At 70.7% G+C, this 17,097-nt stretch carries 15 protein-coding genes; 8 read left to right on the top strand and 7 right to left on the bottom strand.

The genetic code is table 11. The features are described from left to right. The first annotated feature begins 69 nt into the window (after positions 1-69). Positions 70-537, top strand: a complete 468-nt coding sequence (locus tag ACT01A_RS03070) for a carboxymuconolactone decarboxylase family protein (protein ID WP_445150775.1) — start codon at positions 70-72, stop codon at positions 535-537. Here ACT01A_RS03070 and ACT01A_RS03075 read toward each other — a convergent pair. The 3 genes from ACT01A_RS03075 to ACT01A_RS03085 are packed head-to-tail and all read right to left on the bottom strand — an operon-like array spanning position 524 to position 3,335. After that, entirely contained in the window at positions 524-1,141 is a 618-nt protein-coding gene (locus ACT01A_RS03075) for a TetR/AcrR family transcriptional regulator (protein WP_445150776.1), read from the bottom strand. The genes ACT01A_RS03070 and ACT01A_RS03075 overlap by 14 nt on opposite strands. Next, positions 1,138-2,508, bottom strand: a complete 1,371-nt coding sequence (locus tag ACT01A_RS03080; protein WP_445150777.1) for a cytochrome P450 — start codon at positions 2,506-2,508, stop codon at positions 1,138-1,140. The genes ACT01A_RS03075 and ACT01A_RS03080 overlap by 4 nt, the downstream gene beginning before the upstream one ends. Next, the gene (locus ACT01A_RS03085) at positions 2,508-3,335 is read right to left on the bottom strand and encodes an SDR family NAD(P)-dependent oxidoreductase (protein WP_445150778.1); all 828 of its coding nucleotides are present in this window, start codon (positions 3,333-3,335) and stop codon (positions 2,508-2,510) included. The genes ACT01A_RS03080 and ACT01A_RS03085 overlap by 1 nt, the downstream gene beginning before the upstream one ends. 174 nt (positions 3,336-3,509) lie before the next feature. Between ACT01A_RS03085 and ACT01A_RS03090 the strand changes: the two genes are divergently transcribed. Then, positions 3,510-5,138: a hypothetical protein gene (locus tag ACT01A_RS03090; protein ID WP_445150779.1), complete on the top strand. Its 1,629-nt coding sequence runs from the start codon at positions 3,510-3,512 to the stop codon at positions 5,136-5,138. A 6-nt stretch (positions 5,139-5,144) separates the two neighbouring features. Here ACT01A_RS03090 and ACT01A_RS03095 read toward each other — a convergent pair whose 3' ends face one another. Together ACT01A_RS03095 and bglX are read right to left on the bottom strand one after the other, a co-directional pair. After that, positions 5,145-5,357: a helix-turn-helix domain-containing protein gene (locus ACT01A_RS03095; RefSeq protein WP_445150780.1), complete on the bottom strand. Its 213-nt coding sequence runs from the start codon at positions 5,355-5,357 to the stop codon at positions 5,145-5,147. Positions 5,358-5,570: 213 nt separating this feature from the next. Beyond that, a complete protein-coding gene (gene bglX, locus ACT01A_RS03100; RefSeq protein ID WP_445150781.1) occupies positions 5,571-7,817 on the bottom strand; it encodes a beta-glucosidase BglX in 2,247 nt (748 codons plus the stop codon). A 251-nt stretch (positions 7,818-8,068) separates the two neighbouring features. Here bglX and ACT01A_RS03105 point away from each other — a divergent pair, with 251 nt between their 5' ends. The 3 genes from ACT01A_RS03105 (at position 8,069) to ACT01A_RS03115 (ending at position 11,686) form a co-directional block, all read left to right on the top strand. Next, a complete protein-coding gene (locus ACT01A_RS03105) occupies positions 8,069-8,542 on the top strand; it encodes a hypothetical protein (protein WP_445150782.1) in 474 nt (157 codons plus the stop codon). A gap of 124 nt (positions 8,543-8,666) precedes the next feature. After that, positions 8,667-10,136 carry an aldehyde dehydrogenase gene (locus ACT01A_RS03110; protein ID WP_445150783.1) on the top strand — a complete coding sequence of 490 codons (1,470 nt, stop codon included), beginning with the start codon at positions 8,667-8,669 and terminating at the stop codon, positions 10,134-10,136. Positions 10,137-10,213: 77 nt separating this feature from the next. Further along, a complete protein-coding gene (locus ACT01A_RS03115; protein WP_445150784.1) occupies positions 10,214-11,686 on the top strand; it encodes a hypothetical protein in 1,473 nt (490 codons plus the stop codon). A 5-nt stretch (positions 11,687-11,691) separates the two neighbouring features. Here ACT01A_RS03115 and ACT01A_RS03120 read toward each other — a convergent pair whose 3' ends face one another. After that, positions 11,692-12,942 (bottom strand): hypothetical protein, encoded by a 1,251-nt coding sequence (locus ACT01A_RS03120; protein ID WP_445150785.1) that lies wholly within the window; start codon positions 12,940-12,942, stop codon positions 11,692-11,694. A gap of 185 nt (positions 12,943-13,127) precedes the next feature. Beyond that, positions 13,128-14,309 carry a 4-hydroxybenzoate 3-monooxygenase gene (locus ACT01A_RS03125; protein ID WP_445150786.1) on the bottom strand — a complete coding sequence of 394 codons (1,182 nt, stop codon included), beginning with the start codon at positions 14,307-14,309 and terminating at the stop codon, positions 13,128-13,130. A 161-nt stretch (positions 14,310-14,470) separates the two neighbouring features. On the opposite strand from ACT01A_RS03125, the gene ACT01A_RS03130 reads away from it, so the two are divergent. The 3 genes from ACT01A_RS03130 to ACT01A_RS03140 are packed head-to-tail and all read left to right on the top strand — an operon-like array spanning position 14,471 to position 17,087. Further along, positions 14,471-15,208, top strand: coding sequence for a CoA transferase subunit A (locus ACT01A_RS03130; protein WP_445150787.1), 738 nt, complete (start codon positions 14,471-14,473; stop codon positions 15,206-15,208). Next, the gene (locus ACT01A_RS03135; RefSeq protein ID WP_445150788.1) at positions 15,205-15,900 is read left to right on the top strand and encodes a CoA-transferase subunit beta; all 696 of its coding nucleotides are present in this window, start codon (positions 15,205-15,207) and stop codon (positions 15,898-15,900) included. Before ACT01A_RS03130 ends, ACT01A_RS03135 begins: the two co-directional genes overlap by 4 nt. After that, entirely contained in the window at positions 15,900-17,087 is a 1,188-nt protein-coding gene (locus tag ACT01A_RS03140; protein ID WP_445150789.1) for a thiolase family protein, read from the top strand. Before ACT01A_RS03135 ends, ACT01A_RS03140 begins: the two co-directional genes overlap by 1 nt. Positions 17,088-17,097: the final 10 nt, after the last annotated feature.

Consider the following 17,097-nt stretch of genomic DNA (forward strand, 5'->3'; position numbering starts at 1 on the left):
TCCTCGCGGCGTCGGTCATGCCATTGAGACCAACCCCGACCTCACGATGTGACAAGGAGCAACCCCACCATGTCGACGACCCCTCTCCTCCTCCCCCGCATGGCCAACCCGGCGCTCGCGCTCGACGGCGCGCTCCCCGCGCTGCTCGGCGTCTCCAAGGTGGCCGGCCGCGCCGACCTCGGCTTCTCGCCGGAGCTGCTGAACCTGCGCGCCAGCCAGATCAACGGCTGCGCGGTGTGCGTGGACATGCACGCCAAGGCGCTGCGCGCGGCCGGCGAGCCCGAAGCGCGCGTGTTCGCCGTCTCCGCGTGGCGCGAGACGCCGTACTTCAGCGAGCCCGAGCGCGCGGCGCTCGCGCTGACCGAGGCGCTCACCCGGATCGCGGACGCCGCCGAGCCGGTCCCGGACGAGATCTACGACGCCGCGGCCGAGCACTTCGACGAGCAGCAGCTCGCGTCGATCGTCCTGTCGATCGGCGTCATCAACCTGTGGAACCGGCTGAACGTCGCGACGCGCCAGGTGGTCAGCGCAGCGTGATCCGGCGCAGGACGTCGACCGCGACGTCCTGCAGCTCGGTCAGGTCACGGCCCTGGTCGAGGGCCGCCAGCACGAGGTCGCGGTAGCCGCCGGTGATGATGGTGGCGACCTCGAGCGGCAGCGGGCGCAGCGTGTCGTCGTGCCCGCGCGCCTCCTCGACCAGGCGCGTGATCTGCTGGCCCCAGCGCTCGTTCATCGCGCGGTGGCGCGCCATGCCGTCGGGCCCGAGCGACTGCGTCTCCTGGATGCAGGCGCGCGTCAGGACGGGCTCGGCGGCGAGCGCGCCGAGGTAGGCGGCGACCGCGCGGTCGACGCGCTCGGCGAACGGGCCGTCGCCGGTCGCCGCGTCGGCGATCGCCTCCAACAGCCGCGCGGAGACGACGTCGAAGAGCGCCAGGAAGCACGACTCGCGGTCGTCGAAGTGCTGATAGAACGTCCGCCGCGACGTCCGCGCGTGGCGGACGACCTCGGCGACCGTCACCGGCTTGAACGAGCCCTGCTCGCGGATCGCCGCGGCCATCGCGAGCAGCAGACGATCGCGGAAGCCGACGACCGCCTCGGGCTCGGGCAGCAGCGAGGACGTTGTGGGCTGGGTGGCGCTCACGCCGCCTGCGCGACCTCGGGCTCCTCGCGCGGTGCGGCCTGCGGCGCGCGGATCTCCGTGATCAGCGCTCGGCCGCCCTCCTTCGGGGACCACGCGACGCCCTTGAAGTGCCACTTCTCGTCGGGCGCGGTCGTCGGCACGAGCTCGACGCGCTGCAGGATCAGCCGCAGCACGACGTCGAGCTCCATCGACGCGAACGTCGCGCCGATGCAACGGCGCCGGCCGCCGCCGAACGGGATCCACGAGTAGGTGCCGGGCCGCACGCCGATGAAGCGGTCCGGGTCGAAGCGATCCGGGTTCGGGAACAGCGTCGGGTCGTAGTGCGTGAGCCCGGCGCTCAGGCCGATCAGGACCCCGCGCGGCAGGCGGTAACCGCCGACCTCGAAGGGCTTCATCGTGTGGCGGCCGGCGAAGGAGATCACCGGACGCATGCGCTGGACCTCCAAGATGGTGGCCTCGCGCAGCTCCTTGCCGCCCTCGCGTGCCTCGGTCTGCAAGCGCGCAAGGACCTCCGGGTGGCGGCGCAAGCGCTCGATCGCCCACGACAGCGTGTGCGACGTCGTCTCGTGGCCGGCGGCGAGCATCGTGACGAGCTGGTCGCGGATCTCCGCGTTGGAGAGCTCCGAGCCGTCCTCGCGCCGTGCCTGGACCATCAAGGCAAGGACATCGGGTCGCTCGGTGAGGTCCGGGTCGCGCTTGGTCTGGTCGATCAGCTCGTCGAGGATCTTGTCCACCTTGGCGCGCAAGCGCACGAACTTGCCCCACGGCGACAGCGGACCGAGGTCCTTGTGAATCTGCGGGAAACGGGAGAGCGACTGCCCCATCTCGGTCCAGCGCGGGAGCAACGCCTCCAACTCGTGCATCGTCGCGCCGGTCGCGCCGAAGACCGCGCGCAGGATCGCCCGCAGCGTGATCGTCGTCATCGTCTTGGTGGTCGCGAACTCCTGGTTGACCGGCCAGCGGTCGATCTCGGCGTTGGCGATCTCCTCGATCAGCGGCTCGTAGGCCTTCATCCGCTGGCCCTTGAACGGCGGCAGGAGGAGCTTGCGCTGCTCCATGTGATGGTCCTCGTCGATGCCGAGCAGCGAGTTGTCGCCCAGCACCTTGCGCAGCGGCGAGCGCGAGCCCGCGTGCAGGACGTCGGGCGGCGCCATGAACGTGTGCTTGATCAGCTCCGGATCCGACAGCACGACCATGCGGCCAAGGCCGAGCAGGTTGATGGAGAAGATCCCGCCGTGCTTGCGGCGCTGGCGCTCCAGGTACGGGCGCTGGCGCACCATGATGCCCAGCGTCTGCAACGGCATCGGGGCGGTCGGCCCGGGCGGAAGCCCGTCGACCACGGCGGTGTCGGTGGCGGTGGCGCTCATCACGATCCCCTCCTCACCACGCCCTCGAGGCGCTCGATGATGTCGAAGTACTTGGTCGGCGCGATCCGCACGAGCAGGTCGAGGAAGACCGCGTCGGGGCCGATCCGGATCCGCGAGCGCCCCTTCTCGATGCCCTCGTGGATGATCTTGGCCGCCCGGTCCGGCGTCGTGCGGGCGATCGTCGCGAACTCCCGCGCGGCCGAGTCGACGTCCTGGTGGTCGCCGCGGAAGTCGCTGCGGAACCGGGCGTTGGCCACGATGTTGGTCTTCACGCCGCCCGGGTGAACGACGACCGCGCGCACGCCGGTGCCCTTCAGCTCCTGCCGCAGCGCCTCGGTGTAACCGCGGACCGCGAACTTCGACGCGCAGTAGGCGGACTGGTGCGGGAAGCCGACCAGCCCGAAGACCGACGACGTGTTGGCGATCACGCCGGAGCCCTGCTCCAGCAGGATCGGCAGGAACGCGGTGACGCCGTTGGTGACGCCGTGGAAGTTGACGTCCCAGACCCACTGGTCGTCCTCCGGCGAGGCGTCCGCGACACCCTGCAGCACGGTCACGCCCGCGTTGTTGAACACCAGGCCGATCGGCGACGGCGCCCACTCCTTGACCTCGGCGGCCAGCGCCATCTGGCCCTGCCGGTCGCGCACGTCGAGCTTCTTGACCAGCGTCGGTCCCGAGATCGAGGCGGCCGTGTCGTTCAGCCCATCCTCGTTCCAGTCCGCAAGCACGACCGGACACCCGTGCTTGGCCAGCCGCCGCGCGACCGCCTGCCCGATGCCGGAACCCGCTCCGGTGATGACCGCCGTCTGCCCGTTGATGGTGCCCATCCGCCGCCCGTCTCGTTTCGACCCACGCTGGTACACATGCGTACCAGCCTTGACAGGGCGTCAGGATACTCGTTGGTATCCGGATTTCAAGGGCACGCCCCACGCCGCGCGACCTCGACCTCTGTGGAGGTCCGCTTTGGCGCAAGCGCTCCCACCGGGTTTAGCCTTCGATCAATGCGTCGCTCCTCGGCCGTCCTGCTGGTCCTCTGCTCGCTGGCGTTCGCCTCGACCTCGACGGCGGCGGAGCGGTTCGCGAGCGTGTCCGGCGCGGGTTCTGCGTGCAGCGCCGCCGCGCCGTGCTCGCTGCCCGACGCCATGCAGGGCTCCGCCAGCGGCGACGTCGTCACGATCGCTCCCGGCACCTACAACCTGACGCAGAACCTCAGCGGCTACGACATCCGCGTGCGCGGGACCGATCCGACCAACCGGCCGGTGCTCGACTTCCAGCTCGCGCCCAGCGGCGGCAGCGGCGCGAACCTGGGGCTGTCGGGCTTCCACGCCGCGGTGCAGAACCTCGTCCTGCGGAACCTGAACAGGGAGTTCGGCATCTTCCTCGACGTCGGCGGCGACCTGGAGAACGTCACCGCGTCCGGGGTCACCACGCAGGCGATCTGCTCGTTCATCACCAACATGGACGGAACCACCGGGACGATCCAGAACGTCAACTGTTACCAGCACGGCTCGGGCGCGGCGGGCGACGCCCGCTGGATCGCCAACGGCGGGCTGGACATCCGCAGCTCCACGTTCGCCTCGTCGACCGGGACCGCCCTGGCGTTCCGCAGCTTCGCCCCGGCCACCGCGCGAATCGACCTGCGCAACACGCTGGTCGCCGGCCCGCTCTCCTGCCAGAGCGGCGTCATCGTGCACAGCTCGCACAACCTGTTCGCCCCGCTGCCCCCGTGCAACGGGGAGCGGGTCGCCGAGGGCGGCGACATCACCCTCAGCCAGCCGCTGGTGCTCTTCACCCGCAACGACTACGGCGCCGGGGTGTCCGAGAGCGTCGGCACCGTCGACGCCGGGACGCCCGCCGGGGCCGCCCCGAACGGCATCGACGTCGACGGCGACGCCCGGACCTACGGCGCGGCGCCCGACATCGGCGACGACGAGCGCACGGTCGCACCGACGGCCCAGACCGGCGCGGCGACCGGTGTGACCGGCAGCGGCGCGACGGCCGCCGGCAGCGCGGCTACCGGCGGCGCGCGCTCCACCTGGTTCTTCGAGTACGGCCCGACCGCCGCCTACGGCTCGCAAACCGCGGCCGCGCCGCTCGGCGGCCAGAACGCGGCCGTGCCCGTCAGCGCCGCGCTCACCGGCTACCCGGCGGGCACGCTCGTCCACTACCGGCTGGTAGTGACCAACCGCTGGGGCCGGTCGGACGGCGAGGACCGCAGCTTCACGACCAGCGTCCCGGACGCGCCTCCGCCACCGGCCCCGCCGTCCGGTGGCCCGACGCCCTCGCCGCCGGCGGGCGGCCCGAACGGCCCGTCGTCCGCCGCCGCGACGATCGCCAAGGTCTCGCTGACCACCGGCACCATCGGCTTCGCCACCTCCCGCGCCGGACGCGTGACCGTGCTCGTCGAGCGCCGCACGACCGGACGCCAGCGCAACGGCCGCTGCTCGGCGTCCGCCCGCCGCGGCCGGACGTGCACCGCGTTCGTCCGCGTCTACCGCAAGACCGTCAGCGCCATCGCCGGGACCAACCACATCAGCTTGCCCAAGCCCAGGCTGCGCCGCGGCACCTATCGCGTGACGATCACGCCCGCCGGCGGCAAGGCCACCAAGAAGACCATCACCGTCCGCTGAGGCCCCTCACAGCCCCGGCAGCAGCTCCCGGAAGTCCACCTCGAGCGCGTCGGCGAGCTTCTGCACCGTGCGCATCGTCGGTGAGATCAGCCCCCGCTCGATCAGGCTGTAGTGCGACTGCGTGATCCCGGCCGCCAGCGCCACCTGCTCCTGAGTCATCCCGCGCTGCTTGCGCAACGCCTTCAAGTCGACTTCGAACTCCCAGACCGGTTCCCCCACGGCCGGCCACCCTTCGCGGCCAGCACTGCCCGATCAACGTCAGATATTGCATATCTCAGGACTCAAAATGCCTAAGCAGCCAAGTTCCGGCAGTTGCTGACGGCCTTCGCCCGCAAGATCCGGGAGTGGCGGTACCACTTCCGCCGCGGCGGACAGGTGGACGGCGGGGCGCGAAGGAAAGGGTGTGCGCCCCGCCGTCCGGTGGGACAGGATCTAGCCGCGGGAGCGGCCGGTGACGGTGAAGGTGTCCGTCAGGTCGGCCTTGGAGGAGTCGCCCGCGTAGACGTCGATGGAGCCGGGCTCCACGATGAACTTGCCGCCGTCGTCGTAGAACCCGATGTCGGACGCGTCCAGGCGGAACGTCACCGTCTTGGTCTGACCGGCGTCCAGTGACACGCGCTGGAAGCCGCGCAGGCGGCGGACCGGCTGAGACAGAGACGCCACGGGGTCGTGGATGTACAACTGCGCGACCTCGTCGCCGGCGCGGGAGCCGGTGTTCGTCACGTCAACGGACACCTTCACGCTGTCCCCGCGCCCTCGCAACGTCTTGCTCGACAACGACAAGTTGGCGAACTTGAACGTCGTGTAGGACAACCCGTAGCCGAACTCGTACAGCGGATCGCAGGAGTCGATGTCGCGGTAGCGCGAGTTGTACTTCTGCGTCGTGTCACACGGACGGCCCGTGGGCTCGTGGTTGTAATAGATCGGCACCTGGCCGACGCTGCGCGGGAAGCTGACCGGCAGCTTGCCGCCCGGGTTGACCGTGCCGAACAGCACGTCGGCCAGCCCGTTGCCCGCCTCGATGCCCGGGAACCAGGCCTCGATGATCGCGTCGGAGTTGGCCACCACGTCGGTCAGGTCCAGTGGCCGCGAGTTGAACAACACCACGGTCACCTTCTTGCCGGTGGCCTTGATCGCCTTCAACAACGCCAGCTGCTGGCCCGGCAGGTCGATCTTCGACCGCACCTCGGCCTCGCCGCCCTGCCCGCGGACCTCGCCCAGCGCGACCACGACCTGATCGGCGCCCTCAGCCGCGCTGACCGCGGCCGCGAAGCCGCTGTCGTCCGGGCACTCGTTCTCCGGCTTGTAGAGGTCCGCGTCGACCATCTTGCAGCCCTCGGCGAACGTCGTCGCCGGCGCTTGCGCCTTGACGCCCGTGAGCAGGCTCACCGCGTCCTCGTCCTTGCCCTGGCCCCACCACGGCCCGAGCATGTCGTGCTGGTCGTCGCCGAGCGGGCCGATGACCGCGACGGACTTCGACGCGTCAAGCGGCAGGACGCCGCCCTCGTTGCGCAGCAACACCACCGACTTGCCCACGGCCTTGCGGGCGTCCGCGCGGTCGGCGGCCGTCAGCGTGTTCTCGGCGATCTTGGTCTGGTCGGCGTACGGGTGCTCGAACAGCCCCGCGCGGAACTTCACGCGCAGGATCCGCCGCACCGCGTCGTCCAGCCGCCGCATCGAGATCTGGCCCGTGGACAGCAGCTGCTTGCCGTTGTCGCGGATGTGGGTCGAGACCATCTCGCTGTCGGTTCCGGCGTTCAGCGCCAGCGCGCCGGCGCTCGGCCCGTCGGCCGCCACGCCGTGCCCGCACGGGCCCTCGTCCGGGTTCTTCGGCGGGCAGGCCCGCAGTTCCGACACCGCGGTGTAGTCGCTCTCGACGAACCCGTCGAAGCCCCACTCGCCCTTCAAGATGTCGGTCATGGTGTGGGCGTTGGCGCAGCCCGGCGACCCGTTCAGCGAGTTGAACGAGCACATGACCGTGTCGCTGCCCGCGTCAAGCGCCGCCTTGAACGGCGGCAGGAAGAGATCCCGCAACCGGCGCTCGCTGATGTCGGTCGTGTTGTAGTCGCGCCCGCCCTCGGCCGCTCCGTAGCCCACGAAGTGCTTCACCGACGTGACGACCTTGTCGGCGGCGGAATAGTCGTTGCCCTGCGCCGCGCGCACCTTGGTGGCCGCCATCACCGAGCCCAGGTACGGGTCCTCGCCGCTGCCCTCCACGATCCGGCCCCAGCGCGGCTCGTGGCTCACGTCCACCATCGGGGCGTAGATCTGCTTGATCCCGACCGCCGCGCTCTCGCGCGCGCTGATCCGGAAGTCGTCAGCCGCGACGGTTGGATCGAACGACGCCGCCTCGGCCAGCGGCACCGGGAACGTCGTCCGGTAACCGTGGATCGTGTCGTAGGCAAACAGGATCGGGATGTGCAGCCGCGACTGCTCGACGGCGACCTTCTGGAAGTGGTCGATCTTCGCCGGGTCGGTGAGCGAGAACACGCCGCCGACGCCCTTCTTGGCCTCATCGTCGGTGATCTGCCCGTCGCTCAGCAGCTGGACCTGCTGCAGCTTCTCGTCGACCGTCATCTGCCTCAACAACCGGTCGACACGCCGCTCGACGTTCCCGTTGGCCGGCTGGCGCGCCGGCTGGAGCGCCTCGTCGTCCCCGGCGCCGGTCCCGGCGATCACCGCCCCACCACCAAGCATGCTCGTCGCGATTATCGCTCCCGCGATCGCGACCGTCCGTCCCCGTCGTTGCACGTTTCCTCCCACAGGACTGCGTTGACCCAGACGGCCGCTCGCTTCCCCTTCTCGCACACCGCTGAAACACCGATCTGGCGCGTTTGTACGCGCCACGAACAGCCGGTTTGAAGCGGTTTGGACACGGACATGACCACCGCCATAACACCCCTCCCTTCACCAATACAGGAGACTCGCTGATGCGCAGAGCAGGGACCTTCGCCGTGGCAGCCTTCATGTCCACCGCACTGGTCGGCGCCCCCGCCGCCCAAGCCTCCGACAAGGGGCTCATCAAGATCGTCGTCCGCCACGAGAAGCGGGTCAGCCCGCTCGCCAAGTCATGGGCCAAGGCCGACAAGGCGCTGGAGACCGCCACCGACACCAACGCCGCGTCGTCGGCGACCGGCAAGTTCCGCGACGGGCTGCACGCCTTCAAGATCGCGCTGACGCCGATCAAGACCGACACCTCAACGGCAGCCGCGGCCAAGAAGAAGATGCTCACGGCGATCCGGGAGTTCGACCTCGGCCTCGTCCAGTACCAGAAGCTCTTGGACAAGGTGAACGCGGGCGCTGACAAGGCGTCGCTGAAGTCGACGTTCGTGACCCTCAACAAGCGGATCGACGCCGCGGGTGACGACGAGGCCGACGCGATCAAGCTGCTGAAGAAGCTGTAGGCCCCGGGGCGCGCCCGGCGCCCTTGACTGATCGCAGGCCGTCTGACAACGTCGTTCGCATGGCGCGCACGTGTGCGCCATGCGAACGAGTTCGACAATCCGGGTCAGGGAGCAAGACAGTCTGATGAGCACCGTCAGCGCCGAGCAGCAGCCGCTGCTCATCGGCGGCGAGTGGGTCGCGGCCGATGGCGGCCGCACGTTCGAGAAGGCCGATCCGTTCACGGGCGACCCCGTGACCGAGGCGGCCGCCGCCGATCCCAGCGACGCCGCCAAGGCCGCCGATGCCGCCGCCGCGGCCTTTCCCGCGTGGGCCGCGACCGCGCCGCAGGAGCGCGCCAACTACCTCGACAAGGCCGCCGACCTCCTCGACGAGCGCGCGCCGGACATCGCCGCGACGATGACCGCCGAGTGCGGCGCGACCTTCGGCTGGGGCATGTTCAACGTCGGCCTGGCCGCTGGGATGCTGCGCCACGCCGGCTCGCTGGCCGGCAACGTCGACGCCGAGACGCCTATCGAGTCCAAGGTCCCGGGCCTCAACGCGCGCGCCATCCGCCAGCCCGTGGGCGTCGTCGTCGGCATCGCGCCGTGGAACGCGCCGGTCATCCTCGCCACGCGCGCGGTCGCCACGCCGCTGGCGTTCGGCAACACGGTGGTCTTGAAGGCCTCCGAGGAGTGCCCGCGCACGCACGCCGCGATCGCCAAGGCCATCAACGACGCCGGCGTCCCCGCGGGCGTCATCAACCTCATCACCAACCAGCCGTCCGACGCGGCCGACGTGGTCGAGGCGCTGATCGCCCACCCGGCGGTCAAGCGCATTAACTTCACGGGCAGCACGAAGGTCGGCAAGATCATCGCCCAGAAGGCCGCCGCCCACCTCAAGCGCACGCTGCTGGAGCTCGGCGGCAAGGCGCCGTTCGTGGTCCTCGACGACGCCGACCTGGACGAGGCGGCTGCCGCCGCCAACTTCGGCGCGTTCATGAACTCCGGCCAGATCTGCATGTCGACCGAGCGGATCGTGGTCGACAAGTCGATCGAGGACGCGCTGGCGAGCAAGTTGGTGGCCAAGGCCCAGGGCCTGACCGTCGGCGACCCGCGCGATCAGGGCACGATGATCGGCCCGGTCGTCAACGCCGCCGCCGCAGCGCGCGTTAAGGAACTGCTGGACGACGCCGTGGCCAAGGGCGCCAGCGTCCTGACCGGCGGCGACGCCGACGGCCTCCTGGTCACGCCGACGATCGTCGCGGGCGTCACGCCCGAGATGCGGATCTACTCCGAGGAGTCCTTCGGCCCGATCGTCACGGTCATCAGCGCCGACGACGAGCAGGACGCGATCCGGATCGCCAACGACACCGACTACGGGCTCTCTGCCGCGGTGTTCAGTACCGACGTCGCGCGCGCTGAGGGCGTGGCCCGCCAGATCCAGTCCGGGATCGTCCACGTCAACGGCGCGACCGTCCACGACGAGCCCCAGATGCCGTTCGGCGGCGTCAAGGACTCCGGCTGGGGCCGCTTCGGCGGCGACGCCGCGCTGGACGAGTTCACCGAGCTGCGCTGGCTGACCGTGCAGGACGGCGGTCGCCACTACCCGATCTAGGGCGGGTAGCCGCACCCGGGGGCCCTCGCGGGGGTCCCCCGATGTGCTCGGAGCCGTGGGCGGCGACAGTGCCGCCCATGCGCTCCTCCACCCTCCTCACCACCGCCGCCGCCCTGCTGGCAACCGCCGCGCTCCCCGGCGCGACCCACGCTGCCACGATCAGCTCCGACGGCGCCGGCCACTTCACCTACACCGCTGCGCCGGGCGAGAAGAACTCGCTGTCCTTCCAGGTCGCCGATGACGCCTCGTCGACGACCTTCTACGCCTTCGGCGTCCCGATCACGTCGATGCCCGCCGGCTGCACCACCCAGGACGACGGCACGATCCCGACCTGCGTCGGCGTCACGTCGGCGACGGTCGCGCTGGGCGACGGCGATGACTCCTTCGCCCACTCCGGCGCGCTGAGCGTCAACGCGGTCGTCGACGGCGGCGACGGCGCCGACTGGCTGCGCGGCGACGACGGCAACGACGAGCTCCACGGCGGTCCCGGCAAGGACAAGCTCGAGGGCTTCAAGGGCGACGACGTCCTCGACGGCGGCGAGGGTGACGACGAGCTCTACGGCGGCCTGGACCGCGACACGATCCAGGGCGGCGGCGGCAACGACATCATCACGCCCGACTACCACACCGACTTCATGGCCGACGTCGTCGACGGCGGCCCCGGGATCGACACGATCGAGAGCGACTACTCCGGCAGCTCGCTCGAGGTCCAGAAGCCGATCTCGTTCACGATGGGCGGCGGCGCCGACGACGGCCGCCCGGGCGAGAACGACGACCTGCGCTCGATCGAGCGGCTGAAGCTGTCCCAGAGCCCGACGCTCTACGTCGGCTCCGATGGCGACGACTACCTCAAGGTCGCCCAGGCCACCAACGCCGGCGACATCCGCGGCGGGCTGGGCAACGACGACCTCAACGGCGCCGACGGCGCGGAGAAGCTCGACGGCGGGCCCGGCGACGACCACCTCGACGGCGGCTTTGGCGACGACGTCATCACCGGCGGCCCGGGCAAGGACAACATCTCGGGCGACCTCAAGGCCGGCGACTGCGGCCCGTTGTGGTGCAAGTACCCCTACGGCAACGACATCATCAACGCCCAGGACGGCGAGATCGACTCGATCGTCTGCGGCTTCGGCACCGACGTCGTCAACGCCGACGCCAACGACGTCGTCGACCGCGACTGCGAGACGGTCAACCGCGCCGGCGCCCCGGCGACCGGCACGCCGACCAACACCACCAACCAGGGCACGGCCGGCGACGGCCGCGTCGTCCGCGCCGCGCTCGCCGGCAAGGTGACCGTCGCCCAGGCGCTCAAGCGCGGCTTCAAGATCAAGGTCGCCGGCGTCGCCGCCTCCAAGAAGGTCGCGCTGTCCGCCTCCCGCTCCGGCAAGGTGGTGGCCAAGGGCTCCGCCAAGGCCGACAAGAAGGGCGTCGCCACGGTCACGCTCAAGTTCACCGCCAAGGCCAAGAAGTCCCTGCGCAAGGCCAAGACCATCACGTTGAAGGTCGCGGGCGGCGGCGCGACGGCAACGGTCACGCTCAAGCGCCGCTGAGGACCTCAGACCGTGCTGGCGACATCGGCGCCCACCTGGACCTGCGGGGCCTTGGTCTGGGTGGGTGAGCCGACGTCGTTGAGCACGGACTGCGCCTTGGTGTCGATCATCCGCGTGAACAGCTCCTGGGCGTAGCCGAAGACCACCGCCCAGGCGAGGATCTGCGCGGAGCTGTCGAGATCCGAGAGGCCGGGCACGAAGCCGCCGCGCATCAGCAGCAGCCCGAGCACCGCGGTCAACGCGCCGGTTGGGAGCTTCAGCACCGCTGCCGCCAGCGGCAGCTGGTACGGCGTCGAGGTTCCTCCCAGTCGACGCAGCGCCGCCGCGCTCGCGACGGCGGCCGCGATCAGGCCGAGCAGCTCGACCAGCCCGAGGTCCCAGCGGGTCGTCGTGTCGTCCAGCGCTCGATCGATCTCCGCCTGGTCGAGTCGTGGCGGCTGCTCGGTCGGCGCGTTGAGGAACTTCGCGTCGTCCTGGCTGTGGACCGGGCAGACGAGCGTCGTGTCGTTGGGCAGGAAGCACAGGGGGATGACCCGCTGGTCGACGATCCCCGCCAGCGCGACAGCGCTCGCCAGCACCGTCAGCACGACCGCGGTGAGGTACAGGATCAGGCTGAAGTTGCGGACGCGGTTGAGCTGCTTGCGGTTCTCCCCGATCGCGGCGCGATAGCACGCCAGGATCGCCTCGCGATCGGCGTCGCACAGCGCCTCCTCCGAGCACGTGACCGCCGGAGCGGACGTGCCCGTGGCCGCCGCACGCAGCGCTCGCTGGATCCGGCCGCCCCCGGTCGCGGCCGTCGTCTGCTCCACCGTCGCGGCCTGAGCGTCGGGCAGCACGCTCCCAGCGCCGCGATAGCGCTCGGCCAGCCGCGCCAGGCGCTGCAACCGCGGGTCGCTGGGCGGCAGGTGGGTGCGCGCCTGGGCCAGCAGCGACGGCAGCTGGCCGATCACGTAGCTGTCCGGCGCGACGCGCAGCAGCGAGATCTCCGCCGCGTCGAGGTGGCTGCTGGCGCGTTCGAAGGCGGGTGCCCGGCGGCCGCGGCGCAACCGCCATTTGCCGTCGCGACGCGACCACCGCAACGGCGGCAGCGCCGCGTCCTCAGCGGCGGTCAGGTGCGCGTTGATCGCATCACGCGCATCGGCCGGGATCTTCCGGCGCGGGTTCGTGGCCTCGTCGCTGAACCAGGCGATCAGGAAGCGCAGCTCGGACAGGCGCGAGAGCACGCTCTCGCGCCACGGCGTGCGCGTCGGTCCCAAGACCCGAAAGCGCGGATCGCGATCGGGCGCGGGGGTGTCGTACGGCGGTGGCGGGGGCTGCGTTCCAGACATGGGATCGCCCCTGCACTGCGCAAGATCTCTGATCTTCTCGCGCCTATGCGCGTACGGCATCCCTTTTGCAGCACTTCCCCGTGGCGAAGTGCTGCACTAAGGCACGTCACTGCCTACGTGGGCAGGCCCACGTAGTTCTCGGCCAGCGACTTGGCCGCCGCCTCCGAGCTCGTCGCATAGCGCAGCCGCGAGCGCTGGAGGCCGTCGTCGAACGGGTCGCCGCCGAGGCGGTGCAGGAGCATGGTCATGTAGGTGGAGAAGTCCTGGACGCGCCAGACACGGTCCAGGCAGGTGTCGGAGTAGGCGTCCAGGCCGGTCTCGGAACGCGCGGCGCCCGGAGCGAAGAAGGCGACGAGCGCGTCGGCCAGGACGCGGACGTCGTTGACCGCGAGGTTGAGGCCCTTGGCGCCGGTCGGCGGGACGATGTGCGCCGCGTCGCCGGCGAGGAAGAGGCGGCCGCGGCGCATCGGCGCCGCCACGAACGAGCGCATCGGCGTGATCGACTTCTCGATGATCGGGCCTTCGGTCAGCGACCAGCCCGGCGCCTCGAAGCGCGTGTGCAGCTCCTGCCAGATGCGGTCGTCGGGCCAGTTGGCGATGTCGTCGCCGGGGTCGACCTGGAGGTAGAGCCGCGAGAGCGTGGGCGACCGCAGCGAGTGCATCGCGAAGCCGCGCTCGTGGTAGGCGTAGATCAACTCGTCGGTCGATGGCGCGACGTCGGCGAGGATCCCGAGCCAGCCGAAGGGGTACTCGCGCTCGGCGATGACCATCTCCCCCGCCTCAGCGACGACCGGACGGCAGATGCCGTGGAAGCCGTCGCAGCCGGCGATGACGTCGCACTCGACCTCGACGGCCTCACCGGTAGCCGAGGTGTAGGTGATGCGCGGGCGGTCGCCGTCGACATCATGCACTTCAACGTCGCTGCACTCGAACTCCAGCGGCAGCCCGCTCGCCTCGCGCGCTTCGATGAGGTCCTTGACGACCTCCTGCTGGCCGTAGATCCAGATCGCGCGCCCGCCGGTCAGGTCGCTCATGGCAATGCGATGGCCTTCGCCGTCGAAGCGCAGCTCGATGCCGTGGTGGACGATGCCCTCGCGGTCCAGCCGCTCCGCGACGCCCGCCTCACGCAGCAAGTCGACCGTGTTCTGCTCCAGGACCCCGGCGCGGACGCGCTGCTGCACGTAGTCCCGATCGCGCGCTTCCAGGATCACCGTGTCGATCCCTTGCAGCTCCAACAGGCGGCCGAGCACCAGCCCTGCCGGCCCCGCGCCGATGATCCCGACCTGCGTCCTCACGACCCGACCCACTCCCTCTTCGCTCTCGCAATGACCTCGGCTTGACGCCGTTCGGCGCAAGCTTATACCGTGGTGTGCGCATTGTGATCAATCGTACGCATGGCGCACACACTGTCCCTCTGCGCGATGCCATCGCCGACCTCGTCCATGACGGGGACGCCGTGGCCCTGGAGGGCTTCACCCACCTGATCCCGTTCGCCGCGGGACACGAGCTGATCCGCCAAGGCCGCAAGGACCTCGAGCTGATCCGGATGACGCCGGACGTCCTCTACGACCAGATGGTCGGCATGGGCTGCGCGCGCAAGTTGGTGTTCTCCTACGCCGGGAACCCCGGCGTCGGGTCGCTGCACCGCGTCCGCGACGCCGTCGAGCACGGTTGGCCGCACCCGATCGAGATCGAGGAGCACTCCCATGCGGGCATGGCCAATCGCTATGCCGCGGGCGCCGCGGGTCTGCCGTTCGGGATGTTGAAGGGCTACTCCGGGACCGACCTGGTCGCCCACACCAACGTCAAGTTCATCACCTGCCCGTTCACCGGCGAGGAGCTGGCGGCGGTCCCCGCGCTGGCGCCCGACGTGGCGATCGTCCACGCCCAAGAGGCCGATCGCCGCGGCAACGTCCAGCTCTGGGGCATCCCCGGCGTGCAGAAGGAGGCGGTGCTGGCGGCCAAGCGCTCGCTGGTGACCGTCGAGCGGATCGTCGACGAGCTGGAGCCCCGCCCGGGCGGCGTGTTCCTGCCGTCGTGGGTGATCGACGCAGTCTCCGAGGCGCCCAACGGCGCCTACCCGTCCTACGCCCACGGCCTGACCGACCGCGACAACGACTTCTACAAGCTGTGGGACAAGGTCTCCCGCGACCGCGACGAGTTCAAGGCCTACATGGAGGAGCACGTCCTGTGAGCGACGCCAGCTCGGGCGAGGTCCAGACGATCGTCGCGGCGCGGCAGCTCACCGACGCCGAGTCGGTGTTCATCGGCGTCGGCCGTCCCTCGACGGCGGCGATCCTGGCACGCGAGATCATCAACCCGGACTTGGTGTTGGTGTATGAGTCGGGGACGATCGGCGCCAAGCCGCGCAAGATCCCCCTGTCGATCGGCGACGGCGAGCTGGCGGCCACGGCCGACTTCGTGGTCTCGGTCCCCGAGATGTTCAACTACTGGATCCAGCCGGGCCGGGTCGACGTCGCGTTCCTCGGCGCCGCCCAGGTCGATCGCCGCGGCGCGCTGAACTCCACGGTCATCGGCGACTACGACGCGCCGAAGACGCGCCTGCCCGGCGCGGGCGGCGCGCCGGAGATCGCGCGCGGCTGCCGCCGCGTGATGGTCGTCGCGCCCCACTCCAAGCGCACGTTCGTCGACAAGCTCGACTTCCTGACCACCGAGGCGCAGCCGGTTGCGGTCATCACCGACCTCGGCGTGCTGGAGCCCGGCGCCGACGGCGAGCTGACGCTGACGCAGATTCATCCGGGCGTGGAAGTGGACGCCGTGCGCGACGCGACCGGCTGGGAGCTGCGCGTAGCCGACGACCTCGCCACCACCGACCCACCGACGGACGCCGAGCTGGCGGCCCTGAAAGACCTCCTCGCTCGCTGATGCCCGCCGCCACCGACACCTACATCCTGGACGCCGTCCGCACCCCCTTCGGCCGTTACAGCGGCGCGCTGGCGGGCACCCGTCCCGACGACCTCGCCGCGGGCGCGCTGAAGGCGCTGCTGGAGCGCACGCCCGCGCTGGATCCGGCCGACATCGACGACGTCATCCTCGGCAACGCCAACGGCGCCGGCGAGGACAACCGCGACGTCGCGCGGATGGCCGCGCTGCTCGCGGGCCTGCCGACGTCGGTCACCGGCGTGGCCGTCAACCGGTTGTGCGGGTCCTCGCTCGAGGCCGCGATCCAGGGCTCGCGGGCGATCGCTGCGGGCGACGCGAACGTCGTCGTCGCGGGCGGCGTCGAGTCGATGACGCGCGCGCCGTGGGTGCTGCTCAAGCCCGCCAAGGGCTTCCCGGCCACCAACGACACGCTGCACTCCACGACGCTCGGCTGGCGGATGGTCAACCCGCAGATGCCCGAGCGGTGGACGATCTCGCTCGGAGCGTCCGCCGAGAAGCTCGCCGACATCTACAAGATCTCGCGCGACGAGCAGGACGCGTTCGCGCTGCGCTCGCACACGCTGGCGGCGCGCGCGTGGGACGAGGGGATATTCGACGGCGAGATCGTGCCGGTCGCGGGCGTCGATCTCCAACGCGACGAGGGCATCCGCGCCGACACGTCGCTGGAGAAGCTCGGCAAGCTGAAGGCCGCGTTCGTGGACGGCGGCACGGTCACCGCCGGCAACTCCTCGCCCTTGAATGACGGCGCGTCGATGCTGCTGCTCGGCGACGAGGCGGCAGCGGGCCGGCTCGGCCGCGACCCGCTGGCGCGCGTGGTCTCCCGGGCCGCGCACGGCGTCGACCCCGACGTCTTCGGCATCGGCCCCGTCGAGGCGGCCAACAAGGCGCTGCGCGCCGCCGGCATCGGCTGGGGCGAGCTCGCCGCGGTCGAGCTGAACGAGGCGTTCGCCTCCCAGTCTCTGGCCTGCCTGCGCGACTGGCCCGAGCTCGATCCCGAGATCGTCAACACGCGCGGCGGCGCGATCGCCATCGGCCACCCGCTCGGCGCGTCCGGCGCGCGGATCGTCGGCCGCCTCGCCCACGAGCTTCACAACCGGGGCGGTGGGTACGGTCTGGCGGCGATCTGCATCGGCGTGGGGCAAGGCTTGGCGGTGGTGCTGCATGCGTGAGACGCTGATC

It is taken from the genome of Baekduia sp. Peel2402 (assembly GCF_052567285.1).